Origin of the sequence: Arthrobacter nitrophenolicus (genome assembly GCF_045833485.1) — a bacterium.
GTDB lineage: Bacteria > Actinomycetota > Actinomycetes > Actinomycetales > Micrococcaceae > Arthrobacter > Arthrobacter nitrophenolicus.
The window spans coordinates 3,342,066-3,360,316 of the sequence record NZ_CP174504.1; the positions used below are offsets into that span (position 1 = coordinate 3,342,066).

Genomic DNA, 18,251 nt, shown 5'->3' on the forward strand with positions numbered 1-18,251 from the left:
CCTTTGGTCGATCAAAGCTGTGCGGGACCACTCCAGGGACTGACCGGGTTGCCCATCCAGTACGTCGCCGCCGGCACAGTTTCGCCGCGCATCACCAGCGATGCCGGGCCCACTGTGCCGCCGGCCCCGATCGCGGCCTGCGGAAGGATCACCCCGTGCGGGCCCATGGTCGCCCCGTCCTCGAGCGTAACAGCGTCCATGCTCATCACGCGGTCGTGGAAGAGGTGGGTCTGCACCACGCAGCCGCGGTTGACGGTGGCGTTCCGGCCCAGGGACACCAGGTCGGCCTCCGGCAGCCAGTAGCTTTCGCACCAGGTGCCCGCGCCGATTTTGGCGCCAAGGGCACGCAGCCACCAGACCAGTGCGGGCGTGCCCGTGGCCGCGCGTGCAAACCACGGTGCGCTGACCATCTCGATAAAGGTGTCCACCACCTCGTTGCGCCAGATAAAGGAACTCCACAGCGGGTGTTCGCCCGCCCGGATCCGGCCCACCAGCACCCACTTGGCGAGGACGGACGCCCCGGCCGCCACCGCACCGGCCAGGAGCATGACCACCCCGCTGAGGAGGGCAGCCACCCCGTAGTTGAACGCCGTGGCCAGCTGGTCAAAAGCCAGCATGATGCCCGCGGCAATGGCCACCGAGAGCGCCACCGGGACAAACCTGCAGAGCTCCCACAGGGCGCGGGCCACCTTCAGCCGGAGCGGCGGCTGGTACGTGCGGGTGTCGTCCGAGGCGATGGCGGTGCGCCGCAGCCGGACCGGGGGGCTGCCCAGCCATGACGTGCCGGACTTTGCCTTGGCCGGGGTGGCGGAGAGGACCGCCACCAGCGAGTTCTTGGGCACGCTCCGCCCGGCCGCGGTCATGCCTGAGTTGCCGAGGAAGGAGCGCTTGCCGATCTTGGCCGGCGCCACCCGCAGCCAGCCGCCGTCGAGCTCGTACGAGGCGACCATCGTGTCATCCGCCAGGAAAGCCCCCTCGCCCACAGTGGTCATCGAGGGGATCAGCAGCACCGTGGACGCTTCCACGTTCCTGCCGATTTTCGCGCCCAGCAGCCGCAGCCATACAGGGGTGAAGAGGCTGGCGTAGAGGGGGAACAGCAGGTCCCGTGCCAGGTCCAGCACCCGTTCCGTGGCCCAGACCTGCCAGCCCACCCGGCTGCGGACCCGGTGGTAGCCCTCGGTGAGCCCGATGCTCAGGAGCCGGGTGGTGGCCAGGACGAGCAGGGCGTTGGTGAGGAACCAGGCCAGGGCGGCCGGCGGCAGCGCCAGGGCCAGCTGGGGCAGCGCCGCCGAGAGTGACGTGCTGCCCTGGATGAACAGGTACGCCACACCCGCGGCGGCGGCCGCAGATAGATACGGAAGGACCGCCAGGCAGGCGGAGGCGCCGGCAAATCCGGCGAACCACAGCCTGGCCTGCAGCGGTGTCCGGGCAGGGGCGTCAGGGAGGGACCGTTTGGCCTTGCCGCGCCGCTGCGCGGGGGACCCGGCCACCAGATGGCCCGCCTTCACCTTGCCGAGCACGGCGGAACCGGCCTCTACCTGGGCGCCCGCTCCAATGGATGCGCCGGGCATCAGGGTGCTGCGGGCTCCCACCGTGGCGCCGGCACCGATCCGGATGGCGCCGATGTGCACTGTGTCGCCGTCGATCCACCAGCCGGACAGGTCAACCTCGGGTTCCACGTTGGCGCCGCTGCCCAGGGACAGCAGGCCCGTGACGGGCGGCAGCGAGTGGAGCTGGACGTCCTTGCCGATCCGGGCTCCGAGTGCCCGGGCGTAGGAGGGGACCCAGGGTGCGCTGGCCAGGCTGATGGCACCGGACAGGTCCTGGATCTGCTCTGCCAGCCAGAGGCGCAGGTGGACGCGACCGGAGCGCGGATAGGTTCCCGGTGTGACACCCCGGAGCAGGAACCTGGCAGCCGCCACCGAGATCAGCATCCGGCCGGGAGGGCTGACGAAGACCAGCCAGGATGCTGCCACCCACCACCAGGAAACGGTGGGTGCCGCGGTGAACCCGGCCAGCGCGGCAAGAATGTTGTTCCCGGCCATGAGGTACGTCAGCCAGCGCACCCCCACCAGGACGTGCAGCGGCACACCCATCAGGGTCTGGAAAACCTGGGACTTCCGTGTGGTCGGCCGCACCTGGCGGTCGGGTGCGGGGCCGGTGGCGCCGTCGGGAAGGGAGAGCCGTGCGGCCTCCACCAGGGCGCCGACGCGAGGGGTGGCGTAAATGTCCGCCACAGTGATGGTGGGGTAGCGCACGCGCAGCGCGGATACCAGCTGGGCCGCGGAGAGCGAGCCGCCGCCGTAGGCGAAGAAGTCCGCGTCGAGGGAGGTTACTGGACTGCCCAGGACGGCGCTCCACTGGTCCACGATCCAGGCCGCCTCTTCGGGAAGGTTCAGCGGCGCGGCGTCAGCCTCGGCGGCACCGGCACCGGCACCGGCACCGGGAAGGGGCCAGGGCAGGGCATGGCGGTCTACTTTGCCGCTGGTTTTGGTGGGCAGCGAGTCCACCACCGTGAGCATCGGCACCAGTGCCGCGGGCAGGCTGGCGGCCAGCTGCTCCCGGGCAGCGGCCAGGTCAAGGTCCTGCCCGGAGGTTGGGGCCAGGTAGCCCACCAGGATCTGGTTGCCGGCTGCGGTGGTCTGGACGGCGGCAGCAGCGCCGGCAACGTCAGGGAGGGCCTGCAGCGCCGCATCCACCTCGCCCAGCTCAATCCGTCGGCCGCCCAGCTTCACCTGCTCGTCGGCCCGCCCCTGGAAGACCAGGCCGGCCTGTTCAAACCGGACCAGGTCCCCGGAACGGTAGGCCCGCTCCCAGCCCAGGGCCGGCATCGGCGCATATTTCTCCGCGTCCTTGGCAGGGTCCAGGTAGCGGGCGAGCCCCACGCCGCCAATGATCAGTTCGCCCACCTCACCCTCGGCCACCGGTACTGCATCCGCATCGACGACGGCCAGGTCCCAGCCGTCGAGCGGCAGGCCGATCCGGACAGGTCCCGGACCGCCCAGCCGCGCGGCGCAGGCTACCACCGTTGCTTCCGTGGGGCCGTACGTGTTCCAGACCTCCCGGCCCTCCACGGCAAGGCGGCCGGCAAGCTCCGGCGGGCAGGCCTCCCCGCCGAAAATCAGCAGGCGGACGTTCTCAAGGGATTCGGCGGGCCAGAGCGCCGCAAGGGTGGGCACGGTGGAGACGGCGGTGATCCCGTGGTTGATCAGCCACGGTCCGAGGTCCATGCCGGTGCGCACCAGGGCACGTGGAGCGGGGACCAGGCAGGCCCCGTGGCGCCAGGCAAGCCACATCTCCTCGCAGGATGCGTCGAAGGCCACCGAGAGTCCGGCCAGGACCCGGTCCTGGGGGCCCAGGGGTTCGTCCCGGAGCAAGATCCTTGCCTCGGCATCCACGAACGCTGCTGCCGAGCGGTGGCTGACGGCAACGCCCTTCGGCGTCCCCGTGGATCCGGAGGTGAAGATGACCCAGGCGTCGTCGCCGGGGACCGGCGGCCGGGCGCCGGTGAAGGGTGCCGTCCGGCCGGAAGCGGCAAGGTCCACGCCGCGGAGCACGCCACCGGCTTCCAGGACGCCGGCCACCCTGGCTTCCCCGAAGACCAGCCGGGCGCGCTCCTCCGGGTCGTCAGCATCCACGGGGACGTAGGCCGCGCCCACGAGGAGCACAGCGAGGATGGCAACGTACAGCTCGTTGGTGCCGGACGGGATCCGCACCCCTATCCTGTCGCCGGCGCCAAGGCCGGCCTGGTGCAGCCGCCGTGCCGCCGCCCGGACTTCGGCCATCAGCTGGGCGTAACTGAGCGGGCGGCGGCCGTCATCCAGGGCGGATGCCTCCGGGAAGCGGGCCGCGGTGTCCTGCAGGATGTCGATCAGCGTCCGGGCCGGGGGAGCCGCCAGGGATCCCGGCATCTGGGGCTGATGGGTGGAAGGGGCATCCTCGAGGGGGACCTGCTGCTGAGTCACTGGGGCATTCTGCCCGTGCCAGATGAACAGAAGATGTACCGGCCGGCCAAACTCCGGGTTTCCGCGGTCCGGGCATTCGCCTGTTGTTCATTTCCGGCCTGCCGCCGGCCGCTGCGGAGCCGCCCCCGTCCCGGCAGGAGTTTGGCCCGCCGTCCGTGGCGCTTTACGGAACCAGGAGCACCTTGCCGGTGGTGCGCCGGCCCTCCAGGTCCCGGTGGGCCTGTGCCGCCTGTGCCAGCGGATAGCGGGCGCCGATCCGGACCTTCAGGCTGCCGTCAGCGGCCGCTGTAAAGATCTCATCGGAGCGCCAGCGCCGCTCGGCGGCATCCTGCAGGTAGTGCCCCATCGTGGGACGGGTCAGGAACAGCGAGCCTGCAGCATTAAGCCGTTGCGGATCCATCGGCGGGACGGGGCCGGAAGCGGCGCCGAAGAGCACCAGCATGCCCCGGACCCGCAGCGATGCCATCGAGCCGTCGAACGTGTCCTTCCCTACGCCGTCGTACACCACGTCCACACCCTTGCCGGAGCTCAGCTCACGCACGTGGTGCGGAAAGCCCTGATAGCGCAGCACATGGTCCGCGCCGGCCTCGCGGGCGAGCGCTTCCTTCTCGGCGGTGGAGACCGTGGTGATGACCCGGGCGCCCTTCGCCTTGAGGAGTTGGATAAGCAGCAGCCCAACCCCGCCGGCCCCGGCATGCAGGAGGACGTTGTGGCCGGCCTCGACCTTGAACGTGGAATTGATCAGGTAGTGGGCGGTCAGCCCTTGCAGCGGAAGGGCGGCCGCCGTCAAGTCATCCAGGCCGTCCGGCACGGGCAGTGCTGCATCCTCGTCCACCAGGGCGTAGCCGGCATAGCAGTTGATGCCTTCCGCTGTGGCGATCCGGTCGCCGGGCACAAAGCCGGTTACAGCGTCACCCACCGCTTCCACCGTCCCTGCCGCCTCCGACCCCGGTGTGAACGGGAACGGGACCTTGTAGGTGCCGCTGCGCTTGTACGTGTCGATGAAGTTGACGCCGGCCGCCCGCACCTTCACCAGCAGCTGCCGGGGACCCGGCGCCGGGGGTTCCGACTCCTCGTACACAAGGACTTCCGGTCCGCCTGCCTGCCGTGCGACGATTGCGTGCGTCATTGCTCCCCTTTCCAGGACCCGGCGCTTCCGGTTCCCGATGCTGTCACCCATCCTAGGGATACCCGGAAGCGGGGAGGCAAGGTCATGCATAAATATCGGACATGATGCATAACTATTGCTGTATAGTCGGTGGCATGACTATTTCTGTTGCAGTGTCGGGCGCCAGCGGTTACGCCGGGGGAGAGGTCCTCCGCCTCCTGGCCGGACACCCGGACGTCACCATCGGCGCCATCACGGCGCACAGCAACGCGGGCTCGCGCCTCGGCGAACTGCAGCCGCATCTGCACGGCCTCGCCAGCCGCATCCTGGAAGACACCACCGTGGAGAACCTGTCCGGCCACGACGTCGTCTTCCTCGCCCTGCCGCACGGTGCCTCCGCCGAAATCGCCGCCCAGCTGCCGGAAGGGACGGTGGTGATCGACGCCGGCGCCGACCACCGCCTCCAGGACCCGGCCGCATGGGAGAAGTTCTACGGCTCCGCCCACGCCGGTACCTGGCCGTACGGCCTTCCCGAGCTCCCCGGCCAGCGCGAGGCGCTCAAGGGCGCCACCCGGATTGCCGTGCCCGGCTGCTACCCGACGTCGGCCCTGCTGGCGCTGACACCCGGGTTCGCCGCCGGGCTGCTGCAGCACGACGACGTCGTCATCGTGTCCGCGTCCGGCACCTCCGGCGCGGGCAAGGCCGCGAAGGTCAACCTCATCGGCGCGGAAGTGATGGGCTCGATGAGCCCCTACGGTGTGGGTGGCGGCCATCGCCACACCCCCGAAATAGAGCAAGGACTGTCCAACGCGGCCGGCGAGCAGGTCACCGTGTCCTTCACGCCCACGCTGGCACCCATGAGCCGGGGCATCCTCACCACCGCTACGGCCAAGGTCAAGCCCGGCATTACGGCGGAGCAGCTCCGCCAGGCCTGGGCCGACGCCTACGACGATGAGCCCTTTGTGCACCTGCTGCCCGAGGGGCACTGGCCCGGCACCAAGAGCGTGCAAGGATCGAACCACGCCGCCATGCAGCTCGCCTTCGACGCCCATGCCGGCCGCGTCATCGTCACCTGCGCCATCGACAACCTCACCAAGGGCACCGCCGGCGGCGCCGTCCAGTCCATGAACATCGCACTCGGCCTGCAGGAAACCGCCGGCCTCGACCTGCAGGGAGTAGCACCGTGACCGTCACCACCCCCCAGGGATTCCGCGCCGCCGGCGTCACCGCCGGACTCAAGGCGTCCGGCAAGCCGGACCTCGCGCTGGTGGTCAATGACGGCCCGTCCAAGGCCGCGGCAGCCGTGTTCACCAGCAACCGGGTGGCCGCCGCTCCCGTCCACTGGTCCCGCCAGGTGGTCTCCGACGGCCGGGTGGATGCCGTGGTGCTGAACTCCGGCGGCGCCAACGCGTGCACCGGCCCCACCGGTTTCCAGAACACCCACAGCACCGCCGAGAAGGTAGCCGAGGTCCTGGGAATCTCGGCCACCGACGTCTTTGTCTGCTCCACGGGCCTGATCGGCGAACAGCTGCCCATGGACAAGATCCTGCCCGGTGTAGAGGCCGCTGCCGCTGCCCTCAGCCCTGATGGCGGGCCGGAGGCCGGCACCGCCATCATGACAACGGATTCCGTCCCCAAGTCAGCGCTGTTCATCGGCACTGACGCGGACGGCCAGGAATTCAGCATCGGCGGCATCGCCAAGGGTGCCGGCATGCTGGCGCCCGGCCTGGCCACCATGCTGGTGGTCCTGACCACCGACGCCGCGGTGGAACCGGAGCTGCTGGACGTCGCCCTCCGGGACGCCACCCGCGTTACCTTCGACCGCGCCGATTCAGACGGGTGCATGTCCACCAATGACACCGTGGTCCTGCTGTCCTCCGGAGCTTCCGGCGCGGTGCCCTCCACCGATGTCTTCACCGACGGACTGACCAAGGTCTGCGCCGAGCTGGCACGCAAACTCATCGCAGACGCCGAAGGCGCCAGCCACGACATCGCCATCCGGACCTTCAACGCCGCCAGTGAAGCCGACGCCGAAGCCGTCAGCCGCTCGGTGGCCCGGTCCAACCTCTTCAAGGCCGCCATCTTCGGCAAGGATCCCAACTGGGGGCGCGTGCTCTCAGCAGTGGGCACCACCGACGCAGCATTCGAGCCGGACCAGCTCAATGTGGCCATGAACGGCATCCAGATCTGCCGCAACGGCAGCATCGGCGACGACCGGAGCCTGGTCAACCTGGAACCGCGCGAGGTCCTGGTGGAGATCGACCTGCAGGCCGGTGACGCGGAAGCGACCATCTGGACCAACGACCTCACCCACGACTACGTGCACGAGAACAGCGCCTACTCCAGCTAGCACCGTTTCAGCCATTGCCGACCGCGGAAGAGACAGCATGAACACCCAGACGCGCGAAACCACCAGCATGTCCGACGCCCAGGCCAAGGCCGGCACCCTGATCGAGGCGCTGCCCTGGATCCAGCGCTTTGCCGGCACCACCATGGTGATCAAATACGGCGGCAACGCCATGGTCAATGACGAACTCCGCCGTGCCTTCGCCGAGGACATCGTGTTCCTCCACCACGTGGGAATCCATCCCGTGGTGGTGCACGGCGGCGGTCCCCAGATCAACTCGATGCTGGGCCGGCTGGGCATCGAATCCGAGTTCAAGGGCGGCCTGCGCGTCACCACGCCGGAGGCCATGGACGTGGTCCGGATGGTCCTCACCGGACAGGTGGGCCGCGAACTGGTGGGCCTCATCAACTCCCACGGCCCCTACGCCGTGGGCATGTCCGGTGAAGACGGCGGCCTGCTGCGCGCCGTCCGCACCGGGACAGTGGTTGACGGCGAAGAGGTGGACCTGGGCCTGGTAGGCGAGGTGGTGGGCGTCGACCCCGCCGGCGTCATGGACATCCTCGGCGCGGGCCGCATCCCCGTGATCTCCACCGTTGCCCCGGAAATCGTCGACGGCGGCGACGGCGTCGCGGGTGCGGCGAGGTTCCAGCCCACCGGCCAGGTGCTGAACGTCAACGCGGACACCGCCGCGGCGGCCGTTGCCTCCGCCCTGGGCGCGTCGAAGCTGGTCATCCTGACCGACGTCGAAGGCCTGTACGCCAACTGGCCGGACAAGTCGTCGCTGATCTCCTCCCTCACGGCGTCGGAGCTGCGGGACATGCTGCCCCGGCTCGAATCGGGCATGATCCCCAAGATGGCGGCCTGCCTCAAGGCCATCGACGAGGGCGTGGAGCGTGCGCACATCGTGGACGGGCGCCTGCCCCATTCCATGCTTCTGGAAACATTTACGACGGCGGGCATCGGCACCCAGGTGGTCCCGGACGAGGAGATCAACGCATGAATACGGTGGACAAGTCCCCGGTAACCGAGTTGGTGGAAACCACCGGCCACGCCGGCTCCGAATGGCTCTCCCGCTATTCGTCGTCGCTGATGGGCGTGTTCGGCACCCCGCAGCGCGTCCTGGTCCGCGGCTCCGGCTGCCTGGTGTGGGACGCCGACGGCAAGGAGTACCTTGACCTGCTGGGCGGCATCGCCGTCAATGCGCTGGGCCATGCGCACCCGTTCGTGACGTCAGTCATCGCCAGCCAGCTGTCCACCCTGGGCCATGTCTCCAACTTCTTCACCAGCCCCACCCAGATCGCGCTGGCCGAGAAGCTCCTGGCTCTGGCCGACGCGCCTGCCGGGTCCAAGGTGTTCTTCACCAACTCCGGCACCGAGGCGAACGAGGCGGCGTTCAAGCTCGCCCGCCGCAACTCGGGCGGCGGCAGCGTGCAGCGGACCAAAATCATCGCCCTCGAGGGAGCCTTCCACGGCCGGACCATGGGGGCCCTTGCCCTGACATCCAAAGAGGCCTACCGGACGCCCTTCGAGCCGCTGCCCGGCGGCGTGGAGCACATTCCGTTCGGGGACATCGAGGCCCTCAAGGACGCCGTGGACGAAACTGTGGCGGCGGTCTTCCTGGAGCCTATCCAGGGTGAGGCGGGAGTGCGCCCCCTTTCGCCGGAGTACCTCCGGGCGGCGCGGGAGCTGACCGCCCGCGTCGGCGCGCTGCTGATCCTGGATGAGGTCCAGACCGGCATCGGCCGGACCGGCAAGTGGTTCGCCAGCGAAGAGGCAGGAATAGTCCCCGACGCCATCACCCTGGCCAAGGGCCTGGGCGGCGGGTTCCCCATTGGTGCCCTGGTGACGATGGGTGAGCAAACGTCGTCGCTGCTCTCCGCCGGCCAGCACGGCACCACCTTCGGCGGCAACCCGGTGGCAACGGCGGCCGCCCTCGCCACGCTGCACGCAATCGAAAGCCAGAACGTCCTGGCCAACGCCACCGCAGTGGGGGAGCACCTCCGTTCCGCGCTGGCAGCCCTGCCGGGCGTCACCGAAGTCCGGGGCGCCGGACTGCTGATCGGCTTCGACCTGGACGCCGACGTCGCGCCCGCCGTGGTGCAGGCGGCCCTGGACGCCGGCTTCATCATCAACAGCCCCGGCCCGCGCACCATCCGCCTGGCCCCGCCGCTGGTCCTCACCACGGCGCAGGCCGACTCGTTCCTCGCCGCTTTCCCGGCAATCCTCCAGACAGCTAAGGACGCCCAGTGACTCCCGCAACCCGGCACTTCCTCAAGGACACGGACCTGACCCCCGCCGAACAGGCGGAGGTCCTGGAGCTTGCCGCGCGCATGAAGGCCGCGCCCTACAGCGTCCAGCCCTTCGCGGCAGAGGGCAGCGGCCGAAAGACCGTTGCCGTCATCTTCGACAAGACCTCCACCCGCACCCGGGTCTCCTTCGCCACCGGCATTGCGGACATGGGCGGCAATGCCCTGGTCATCAATCCCGGCGAGGCCCAGATCGGCCACAAGGAATCCGTGGAGGACACCGCGAAGGTCCTGGAGCGCATGGTCTCCACCATCGTGTGGCGCACCGGCGCCCATGCCGGCCTGGGGGCCATGGCCGAGAACTCCAGCGTCCCCGTCATCAACGCGCTCTGCGACGACTACCACCCCTGCCAGCTCCTGGCCGACCTGCTGGCGGTCAAGGAGCACAAGGGCGAGCTCAGGGGCCTCACCATGAGCTACCTGGGCGACGCCGCCAACAACATGGCCAACTCCTACCTGCTCGCCGGGGTCACCGCCGGCATGCATGTCCGTATTGCAGGGCCCGAAGGGTACCTGCCCGCGGCGGACATTGTGGCTGCCGCCGAGGAACGGGCCGCGGAGACGGGCGGTTCGGTGCTGATTACCACTGACGCTGCCAAAGCGCTCCAGGGCGCAGACGTCGTGGCCACCGACACCTGGGTGTCCATGGGCCAGGAGGCGGAAAAAGAGGCGCGGCTGCAGCTGTTCCGGGAGTACTCCGTGGATGAGGAGGCCATGAAGCTCGCCGCGGAGGACGCCGTCGTGCTTCACTGCCTGCCCGCCTACCGGGGCTACGAGATCTCCGCGGGTGTTATCGACGGCCCGCAGTCGATCGTCTGGGACGAGGCGGAAAACCGGCTGCACGCCCAGAAAGCCCTGATGGCGTGGCTGATGCACCGCTCCGGCCTTGCCTTCGTCGACGGCCTGTCGCCGGTCGAAGGCACCGGGGAGAGCACGTTCTAGTGTCCGCCCAGCCCGTATCCCCGGGCTCCAGCCCGGCCACCAAGACTGCGCGGCAGGCCCGGATCACCGCCATCCTGACCAACCAGTCAGTGCGTTCACAGGCGGAGCTCGCCGCCCTGCTCGCGGACGACGGCGTGCAGGTCACCCAGGCCACGCTGTCCCGGGACCTCGTGGAACTCGGGGCCGTGCGGGTCCGCGGCAAAGAGGGCGCCCTGGTCTACGCCGTCCCCGGCGAAGGGGGCGAGCGTGCCGCCAAGACCGGCGTGAGCCAGGAAATCCTGGACGCCCGGCTCGCCCGGCTGTGCAGCGAACTGCTGGTGACGGCGGAAGCGTCGGCCAACATCGTGGTGCTCCGGACCCCGCCGGGTGCCGCGAACTTCCTGGCACTGGCCATCGACCATTCGGTCATGCCCGCCATCCTGGGGACCATCGCCGGCGACGACACCGTGCTGCTGGTGTCCCGGGACCCGCTGGGCGGCCCCGACCTCGCAGCCCGCTTCCTGCAACTGGCCGAGGAAGCCGGGCAATAAGCTTGAAGACAACATCAAACACCCCCCACTAAGGAGCATCTGAAGTGACTGAACGCATTGTGCTCGCCTACTCAGGCGGCCTGGACACATCCGTAGCCATCGGCTGGATCGGCGAAGCCACCGGCGCCGAGGTCATCGCCGTGGCAGTCGACGTCGGACAGGGCGGCGAGTCGCTGGAAACCATCCGCCAGCGCGCCCTGGGCTGCGGCGCCGTCGAAGCCTACGTCGCCGACGCATCCGATGAGTTCGCCAACGAATACTGCGTCCCCACCCTGAAGGCCAACGCCCTGTACCAGGGCCACTACCCGCTGGTCTCCGCCATCTCCCGCCCGGTCATCGTCAAGCACCTGGTGAAGGCAGCCCGCGAATTCGGCGCCACCACCGTTGCCCACGGCTGCACCGGCAAGGGCAACGACCAGGTCCGCTTCGAAGTGGGCATCCAGACCCTCGGCCCGGACCTGAAGTGCATCGCACCGGTCCGCGACCTCGCCCTCACCCGCGACAAGGCCATCGCCTTCGCCGAGGAAAAGGGACTGCCGATCGAGACCACCAAGAAGAACCCCTACTCCATCGACCAGAACGTCTGGGGCCGCGCGGTGGAAACCGGCTACCTCGAGGACATCTGGAACGCCCCCACCAAGGACATCTACGACTACACCGCCACCCCGGAATTCCCGCCGGCACCCGATGAGGTCACCATCTCCTTCGAAGCCGGCGTGCCGGTGGCGATCGACGGCGTCAAGGTCACCCCGCTGCAGGCCATCAAGGAACTCAACCGCCGCGCCGGCGCCCAGGGCGTGGGCCGCATCGACGTCGTCGAGGACCGCCTGGTGGGCATCAAGTCCCGCGAAATCTACGAGGCCCCCGGTGCCATGGCGCTGATCACCGCGCACAAGCACCTCGAGGACATCACGATCGAGCGCGAGCAGGCCCGCTTCAAGGCCACCGTTGGCCAGCGCTGGGCCGAGCTGGTCTACGACGGCCAGTGGTTCTCCCCGCTGAAGCGCTCCCTGGACGCCTTCATCGAGGACACCCAGAAGTACGTCTCCGGCGACATCCGCATGACCCTGCACGGCGGCCAGGCCATCGTGAACGGCCGCCGCTCGGACACCTCCCTGTACGACTTCAACCTGGCCACCTACGACACCGGCGACACCTTCGACCAGTCCATGGCCCGCGGCTTCATCGAGCTGTGGGGCATGTCCGCCAAGGTGGCTTCCGGCCGCGACATCCGGGTCGCAGGGAAGTAAACATCGGTGGCCGAGCAGAATTCGAATCCGGGAACAAGCCCGGTGGTTGAGCCTGTCGAAACCCGGGTTTCGACGGGCTCAACCACCGGCTCGACAAACACCGGCGCACTGTGGGGCGGCCGGTTCGCCGGCGGCCCCGCGGACGCCCTCGCTGCCCTGAGCAAGTCCACGCACTTCGACTGGCGCCTGGCGCGCTACGACATCGCCGGTTCCAAGGCGCACGCCCGCGTGCTGCACAAGGCCGGCCTGCTGGACGACGGCGAGCTGGAGGGAATGCTCGCCGCCCTGACGCAGCTGGACGAGGACGTGGCCTCCGGCGCCTACCTGCCGGCGGAGTCCGACGAGGACGTCCACGGTTCCCTGGAACGCGGCCTGATCGAGCGGGCGGGCCCGCAGCTGGGCGGCAAGCTCCGTGCCGGGCGGTCCCGCAACGACCAGGTGGCAACCCTGGGCCGGATGTTCCTGCGAGACCACGCCCGGATCATTGCCCGCGGCGTGCTGGACACCGTTGACGCGCTGGTGGATCAGGCCAAAGCGCACCAGGGCGTGGCCATGCCGGGCCGCACCCACCTGCAGCACGCCCAGCCTGTCCTGCTCAGCCACCACCTGCTGGCCCATGCCTGGGCCCTGCTGCGCGATGTTCAGCGGCTGCAGGACTGGGACAAGCGGGCCGGTGTTTCGCCGTACGGGTCCGGCGCCCTGGCAGGCTCCTCGCTGGGGCTCGATCCGGAAGCGGTGGCGGCGGACCTGGGCTTCTACTCTGCGGTCCACAACTCCATCGACGGCACGGCGTCCCGCGACGTCTTCGCCGAGTTCGCCTGGGTGTGCTCCATGATCGGGGTGGACCTGTCCCGGATCTCGGAGGAAGTGATCTTCTGGGCCACCAAGGAGTTCTCGTTCGTCACGTTGCATGACTCCTACTCCACGGGGTCCTCGATCATGCCGCAGAAGAAGAACCCGGACGTGGCCGAGCTGGCCCGCGGCAAGGCGGGACGCCTGATCGGCAACCTGACCGGGCTGCTCGCCACGCTCAAGGGCCTGCCGCTCGCGTACAACCGCGACCTGCAGGAGGACAAGGAACCGGTGTTCGACGCCGCCGACACGCTGGAGCTCCTGCTTCCGGCCGTCTCCGGCATGATCGCCACCCTGACCTTCAACCGGGAGCGGATGGAATCGCTGGCACCGCAGGGCTTCGCGCTGGCCACGGACATCGCCGAATGGCTGGTCCGGCAGGGCGTCCCGTTCCGGGAGGCGCACGAGCTGTCCGGCGCGGCCGTCAAGCAGGCCGAGTCCCGCGGCGTCGAGCTGTGGGACCTGACCGACGACGAGTTCGCGGCCATCTCGGCGCACCTGACCCCCGAGGTCCGCACCGTCCTGTCCACCGAGGGCTCGCTGAACAGCCGCAACTCGCAGGGCGGAACGGCGCCGGCCGCCGTCGAACGCCAGCTGGCCGCCCTTGAAGGCGAGCTTGCGGGCGTCCGGGAGTACGCAGGCTAGTTGGCTTGGTTTCGGCAGGCTCAACCACCGGTGGTGGTTGAGCCTGTCGAAACCCGTCTGTGGCTAGGCTGGGTCCATGAGCGAAACCTTCCGGAAGTTCCTCCGCACCCTGCCCGACTTTCCGGCCGACCTTCCCCGCTTTGATCCGGCCAGCGCCGCCCGGAACCCCGTGGAGCTGTTCAAGCAGTGGCTGGACGAGGCGCTGGACGCGGGGGAGCAGCAGCCCCACGCCTTCAGCCTGGCCACGGTCAGTGCCGGGCAGCAGCCGTCGTCACGGATGCTGATCCTGAAGAACATCGACGGCGACGGCTGGCATTTCGCCACGTCCCGCACCTCCCGCAAGGGGCAGGAACTGGACATCGTTCCGCAGGCCGCCATGAACTTCTACTGGGCCTCCCTGGGGCGGCAGGTCCGTGTGGCCGGGCCGGTGGTCCAGCTGTCCGCCGAGGCCTCCGCCCGCGACTGGGCGGAACGTCCCCGCGCCGACGGCAGCACCAACCCCAACTGGCAGCTGTACGCAGTCCAGCCGACGGAGTTCGAGTTCTGGCAGGGGAGCAACGACGGCGGGCATGTCCGGCACCGCCTCGGGCCGGACGGAGCTCCTGAGGGCTAGGATGAGCGCCATGGCCCCTCCCGCACCCGATGACCTGCTCGCAGACCTCCACAAGGCGGCGGAAGACGTTGCCGCAGACGCCGCAAAATTCAGCGACGCCGACGTACTCTCGCCATCCGCACTGCCGGGCTGGACGCGGGGGCATGTCCTCGCCCATCTCACCGGGATCTCCAACGCCATGGCCCGGCAACTCGAGTATGCGGCCCGGGGCGAAACCATCGAGCTGTACGACGGCGGCATGGACGGCCGGAACAAAGCCATCGACATGGCGGCAGGGCACGACGCCGCCACCCACTGCGCAGACCTAAGCGCGGCACTGGAGCGGGTCCTCAAGGCTTTCGATGCGCTGCCGGGTGTCAAGGATTCTTCGGCCAACCGCACCGGCTGGTGGGCCCCGATCGCCTACCGCGGGGGAGTGGTGCTGGACGGCGGCCTGGCACTCTGGCGCGAACTCGTCATCCACGAGTCCGACCTGGAAACGGGCAGGGGACCGGAAACCTGGAGCCGGCCGTTCTGCCAGCACCTGTTCGACTTCCTCGCCGCCCGGGTGCGGCCGGAGGACAAACTGGTGCTGCAGCCGCTGGGCCTGCCGCCCGTCAGCATCGGCAGCGGCAACCGGTCCACCGTCATCAGCGGGATGCTGACGGACATCGCCGCCTGGCTGGCAGGCCGCGAGCCTTCACTCGGCAGCCTGCGGGCGTCCGCCGCAGCGGACGGGACGGACCTGCCCGGGCTGCTGCCCTGGCCACCGGGAACCCCGGCGCCGAAGTAACCCGCCGGCATTTCGTTGCTCTATCATTTCTGGTTCCTAAAACCCTGGTTTAGGAGCAACGACTGATAGAGCAACGGGGAAACGGGCCGGTCAGGCCGCTTCGCGGGCCAGCAGGCTCTCCTTCACCCGCAGGCCCCAGCGGAACCCGCCCAGGGAGCCGTCGGTCCGGATCACCCGGTGGCACGGCACAAACAGGGCGGCTGCATTGAAGGCGCACGCGCTGGCCGCCGCGCGGACCGCCCTGGCATTGCCTGCCAGCGCCGCGTACTCCGTGTACGTCACCGGGTGGCCGGGCTTGACCTCCCGAAGGACATCCCAGGCATGGGCACGGAACGGACCCGATCGCTGCAGGACCGGCACGGCCATGGCCGGGGCGGGGTCGCCATCGTAAAAGGCCTCCACGGCCTCCGAGATGCCGCCGAGCCCGGCGACGGCCTGGACGGCGTCGGGCCGCAGTGCCGGATGGACCTGGCCGGTCAGGTCGCCGGGGTCGGCGGTCCAGCCGGACGCCAAGACCAGTCCGTCCCGCGCGATGATGGTGAAGGGGCCGTCCGGGGTGGACATTGTCAGCAGTTGGGCGGTCATGGCATCGCTTTCCTGGAAGTGCCGCTGGCGGCAGGGGCTTTGGGTGCGGCGGCGCGCCACAGGTGCATGGTGGCGTAGGAACGCCAGGGGCTGGCTTCCCGGAAGTCCGGGGCCAGGCCGGCGCCGCCCGCCGATAGGGCCCGGATTCCGTTCCGGACGGCGGCATCGTTGGCGAGGAAGACGTCGGGGGCGCCCAGGATCCGCATGGCCGCGTAGCCCACAGTCCAGGGCCCCACGCCGGGCAGCGGCAGCAGTTTGGCGGTGAGGCCGGCCAGGTCATCGCCGTAACCGGGATCGATGCGACCTTCCGCCATGGCTGCGGCGGCAAAAAGGAGCGATTCCGTCCGGCGCCGGGGCCCGCGCAGCAAATGACCGGACTCCGCGATCTGGGCGGACGTGGGGAAGAGCCGGTCAAGCCCGTCGCCCGGAACACTGCTGGGGCTGCCGGCCGCTGAGAGCTGCGTGAGCGCGGTGCGGGCTGCGGCCACGGTGATCTGCTGGCCCACCATGGCCCGCACCAGGAGCTCCTGGGGATCCAGGGCACCGGGCATCCGGATGCCCGGGGCTTCCGCCACGGAGGCGGCCAGCCGGCTGTCCGCTGCCAGGGCGCTGTCGATGGCTTCCGGGTCGGCGTCAAGGTCGAAGAGCCGCCGGACGCGGCTCAGCAGCGCCGGCAGGTCGCGCAGGTCCGCCGCGCCGACGGTGAGGGTCAGCGGCCGCTCCCGTGTGCCGGCGTCGTAATCAACCCTGAAGCGGGCGTCACCGTGGGGCAGCCGCATGGTCCGGGCGTATGAGGTTGCCGTGCCCGCCTCGATGCCCGGGATGGCGCGGACCGCGAGGAACGTGAAGATGCCGGGATCGAAGGGTTTGCGGTAGGGGAGGCTGAGGGTCAGCGCCGTAGCAGCTCCCGCCGCCTGTGCATGCCGGCCGGTGTGCCGAAGGGCAGTGGGGGTCATGGCGAACACATCGAGGATGGTCTCGTTGAACTGCCGGACGCTGCTGAAGCCGGCGGCGAAGGCAACGTCGGCAAGCTTCATTGGCGTGGAGACCAGCAAAGTGCGGGCGGTCTGGGCCCGTCCGGCCCTGGCCAGGGACAGCGGTCCGGCGCCCAGTTCATGGGTGAGGATCCGGTTGAGCTGGCGCGACGAGTAGCCCAGCCGGGCAGCGAGGCCCTCCACGCCGTCCCTGTTGATCACGCCGTCGTTGATCAGCCGCATGGCCCGGCCGGCGACGTCCTGGCGGAGGTTCCAGGCAGGGGTGCCGGGCACGGCCTCGGGAAGGCAGCGCTTGCAGGCCCGGTAGCCGGCGTCGTGTGCCGCAGCCGAGGTTTCGTAGAAGGTGACGTTGGCGGCCTTGGGGGTGCGCGCCGGGCAGGAGGGGCGGCAGTAGATCCCCGTGGTGCGGACCGCAGTGTAGAACTGCCCGTCGAAACGGGTGTCCCGGGCGTCGATCGCCCGGTAGCGCTGCCAGAAGTCCATGACTCCATCCTGCCAGCCGCCGGAAGCGTCTACTAGCGGAAATCGGACATGGCCGTGGCAGTTCCGCCGCCGTGCCTCGGGTGAAGCGGCCGGATGCGGGTAAGGTCTGGCCATGAGTGAAAACCCTGTGCCGGCCGGTCCGCCGCTGCGGGAGATCCTCTCGGGCGATGCCCGCGAGCTGGCCCCGCTGTTCCTGGGCGCCGTCCTCACGCACGAGTCGCGCGAAGGTCCGGTGTCCGTCCGCCTGACGGAAGTTGAGGCCTACCTGGGGCCGGAGGATTCGTTGCATCCGGACCCGGGCTCCCACACGTACCGCGGCCCAACGCCACGCAACGCGCCCATGTTTGGCCCCGCCGGTCACCTGTACGTCTACTTCACCTACGGAATGCACCACTGCACCAATATCGTCTGCGGGCCGGAGGGCGTTGCCTCCGCGCTGCTGCTGCGGGCGGGCGAAATCGTTGACGGCCTTGATCTTGCACGGCGGCGGCGGACCACGTCCAGGAGTCCCGCCGACCTCGCCAGCGGCCCGGCCCGGCTGGCCAAGGCACTGGGACTGACGACGGCGGACAGCGGCCGTGACGCGCTTGCCCCGCCCTTCGGGCTGGTCCTTCCGCCGGGGCCGCCCCCGCAGGTCAGTTCCGGTCCGCGGGTGGGGGTGGCCGGGGCGGGCGGCTCGGACGAGTACGCGTGGCGCTTCTGGATCACCGGGGACCCCACTGTCTCCAGGTACAAGGCCGCCAAAGCCCGGGTCCGGAAACCCTCGGCGGCCGCACCGCGGGCGGCGCAACCCGGCCGGTCCACGTTTCATCAGCGTTAAGGGAAATGGTTGTAGAATGGTAGGTCTGTCTTTTGCGA

At 69.6% G+C, this 18,251-nt stretch carries 15 protein-coding genes; 11 read left to right on the top strand and 4 right to left on the bottom strand.

What is annotated here, in order from left to right; all coding sequences use genetic code 11:
- Positions 1 to 11 precede the first annotated feature (11 nt).
- Together ACJJV6_RS15470 and ACJJV6_RS15475 are read right to left on the bottom strand one after the other, a co-directional pair.
- The gene (locus ACJJV6_RS15470) at positions 12 to 3,911 is read right to left on the bottom strand and encodes a Pls/PosA family non-ribosomal peptide synthetase (protein ID WP_407710515.1); all 3,900 of its coding nucleotides are present in this window, start codon (positions 3,909 to 3,911) and stop codon (positions 12 to 14) included.
- A gap of 217 nt (positions 3,912 to 4,128) precedes the next feature.
- Positions 4,129 to 5,094 (bottom strand): quinone oxidoreductase family protein, encoded by a 966-nt coding sequence (locus tag ACJJV6_RS15475; RefSeq protein ID WP_407709375.1) that lies wholly within the window; start codon positions 5,092 to 5,094, stop codon positions 4,129 to 4,131.
- Between the two features lie 134 nt (positions 5,095 to 5,228).
- On the opposite strand from ACJJV6_RS15475, the gene argC reads away from it, so the two are divergent.
- The 10 genes from argC to ACJJV6_RS15525 all read left to right on the top strand — a co-directional run bounded on the left by argC (position 5,229) and on the right by ACJJV6_RS15525 (position 15,330).
- Entirely contained in the window at positions 5,229 to 6,260 is a 1,032-nt protein-coding gene (gene argC, locus ACJJV6_RS15480; RefSeq protein ID WP_407709376.1) for an N-acetyl-gamma-glutamyl-phosphate reductase, read from the top strand.
- Complete coding sequence (gene argJ / locus ACJJV6_RS15485; protein WP_407709377.1) at positions 6,257 to 7,423, top strand: bifunctional glutamate N-acetyltransferase/amino-acid acetyltransferase ArgJ; 1,167 nt, start codon at positions 6,257 to 6,259, stop codon at positions 7,421 to 7,423. Before argC ends, argJ begins: the two co-directional genes overlap by 4 nt.
- Before the next feature lie 37 nt (positions 7,424 to 7,460).
- The gene (argB, locus tag ACJJV6_RS15490) at positions 7,461 to 8,420 is read left to right on the top strand and encodes an acetylglutamate kinase (protein WP_407709378.1); all 960 of its coding nucleotides are present in this window, start codon (positions 7,461 to 7,463) and stop codon (positions 8,418 to 8,420) included.
- Positions 8,417 to 9,670, top strand: coding sequence for an acetylornithine transaminase (locus tag ACJJV6_RS15495; RefSeq protein WP_407709379.1), 1,254 nt, complete (start codon positions 8,417 to 8,419; stop codon positions 9,668 to 9,670). The genes argB and ACJJV6_RS15495 overlap by 4 nt, the downstream gene beginning before the upstream one ends.
- Entirely contained in the window at positions 9,667 to 10,668 is a 1,002-nt protein-coding gene (gene argF, locus ACJJV6_RS15500) for an ornithine carbamoyltransferase (RefSeq protein ID WP_407709380.1), read from the top strand. Before ACJJV6_RS15495 ends, argF begins: the two co-directional genes overlap by 4 nt.
- Entirely contained in the window at positions 10,668 to 11,198 is a 531-nt protein-coding gene (locus ACJJV6_RS15505; protein ID WP_009359387.1) for an arginine repressor, read from the top strand. Before argF ends, ACJJV6_RS15505 begins: the two co-directional genes overlap by 1 nt.
- A 44-nt stretch (positions 11,199 to 11,242) precedes the next feature.
- Complete coding sequence (locus ACJJV6_RS15510) at positions 11,243 to 12,448, top strand: argininosuccinate synthase (RefSeq protein ID WP_009359388.1); 1,206 nt, start codon at positions 11,243 to 11,245, stop codon at positions 12,446 to 12,448.
- 42 nt (positions 12,449 to 12,490) lie between these two features.
- Positions 12,491 to 13,945 (top strand): argininosuccinate lyase, encoded by a 1,455-nt coding sequence (argH, locus tag ACJJV6_RS15515; RefSeq protein WP_407710516.1) that lies wholly within the window; start codon positions 12,491 to 12,493, stop codon positions 13,943 to 13,945.
- A 76-nt stretch (positions 13,946 to 14,021) separates the two neighbouring features.
- Complete coding sequence (locus ACJJV6_RS15520) at positions 14,022 to 14,558, top strand: pyridoxal 5'-phosphate synthase (protein ID WP_407709381.1); 537 nt, start codon at positions 14,022 to 14,024, stop codon at positions 14,556 to 14,558.
- Positions 14,559 to 14,568: 10 nt separating this feature from the next.
- The gene (locus ACJJV6_RS15525; RefSeq protein WP_407709382.1) at positions 14,569 to 15,330 is read left to right on the top strand and encodes a maleylpyruvate isomerase family mycothiol-dependent enzyme; all 762 of its coding nucleotides are present in this window, start codon (positions 14,569 to 14,571) and stop codon (positions 15,328 to 15,330) included.
- 90 nt (positions 15,331 to 15,420) lie between these two features.
- Here ACJJV6_RS15525 and ACJJV6_RS15530 read toward each other — a convergent pair whose 3' ends face one another.
- Positions 15,421 to 15,915, bottom strand: a complete 495-nt coding sequence (locus tag ACJJV6_RS15530) for a methylated-DNA--[protein]-cysteine S-methyltransferase (protein ID WP_407709383.1) — start codon at positions 15,913 to 15,915, stop codon at positions 15,421 to 15,423.
- Positions 15,912 to 17,393, bottom strand: coding sequence for a DNA-3-methyladenine glycosylase 2 family protein (locus ACJJV6_RS15535; protein ID WP_407709384.1), 1,482 nt, complete (start codon positions 17,391 to 17,393; stop codon positions 15,912 to 15,914). Before ACJJV6_RS15535 ends, ACJJV6_RS15530 begins: the two co-directional genes overlap by 4 nt.
- A gap of 112 nt (positions 17,394 to 17,505) precedes the next feature.
- Here ACJJV6_RS15535 and ACJJV6_RS15540 point away from each other — a divergent pair, with 112 nt between their 5' ends.
- The gene (locus ACJJV6_RS15540) at positions 17,506 to 18,213 is read left to right on the top strand and encodes a DNA-3-methyladenine glycosylase (RefSeq protein WP_407709385.1); all 708 of its coding nucleotides are present in this window, start codon (positions 17,506 to 17,508) and stop codon (positions 18,211 to 18,213) included.
- Positions 18,214 to 18,251 lie beyond the last annotated feature (38 nt).

What these genes read in the sequence shown, in the direction of transcription:
- ACJJV6_RS15470 (WP_407710515.1), bottom strand. Translation starts at nt 3,911, where the DNA reads ATGCCGGGATCCCTGGCGGCTCCCCCGGCCCGGACGCTGATCGACATC.
- ACJJV6_RS15475 (WP_407709375.1), bottom strand. Translation starts at nt 5,094, where the DNA reads ATGACGCACGCAATCGTCGCACGGCAGGCAGGCGGACCGGAAGTCCTT.
- argC (WP_407709376.1), top strand. Translation starts at nt 5,229, where the DNA reads ATGACTATTTCTGTTGCAGTGTCGGGCGCCAGCGGTTACGCCGGGGGA.
- argB (WP_407709378.1), top strand. Translation starts at nt 7,461, where the DNA reads ATGAACACCCAGACGCGCGAAACCACCAGCATGTCCGACGCCCAGGCC.
- ACJJV6_RS15495 (WP_407709379.1), top strand. Translation starts at nt 8,417, where the DNA reads ATGAATACGGTGGACAAGTCCCCGGTAACCGAGTTGGTGGAAACCACC.
- ACJJV6_RS15520 (WP_407709381.1), top strand. Translation starts at nt 14,022, where the DNA reads ATGAGCGAAACCTTCCGGAAGTTCCTCCGCACCCTGCCCGACTTTCCG.
- ACJJV6_RS15525 (WP_407709382.1), top strand. Translation starts at nt 14,569, where the DNA reads ATGGCCCCTCCCGCACCCGATGACCTGCTCGCAGACCTCCACAAGGCG.
- ACJJV6_RS15530 (WP_407709383.1), bottom strand. Translation starts at nt 15,915, where the DNA reads ATGACCGCCCAACTGCTGACAATGTCCACCCCGGACGGCCCCTTCACC.
- ACJJV6_RS15535 (WP_407709384.1), bottom strand. Translation starts at nt 17,393, where the DNA reads ATGGACTTCTGGCAGCGCTACCGGGCGATCGACGCCCGGGACACCCGT.
- ACJJV6_RS15540 (WP_407709385.1), top strand. Translation starts at nt 17,506, where the DNA reads ATGAGTGAAAACCCTGTGCCGGCCGGTCCGCCGCTGCGGGAGATCCTC.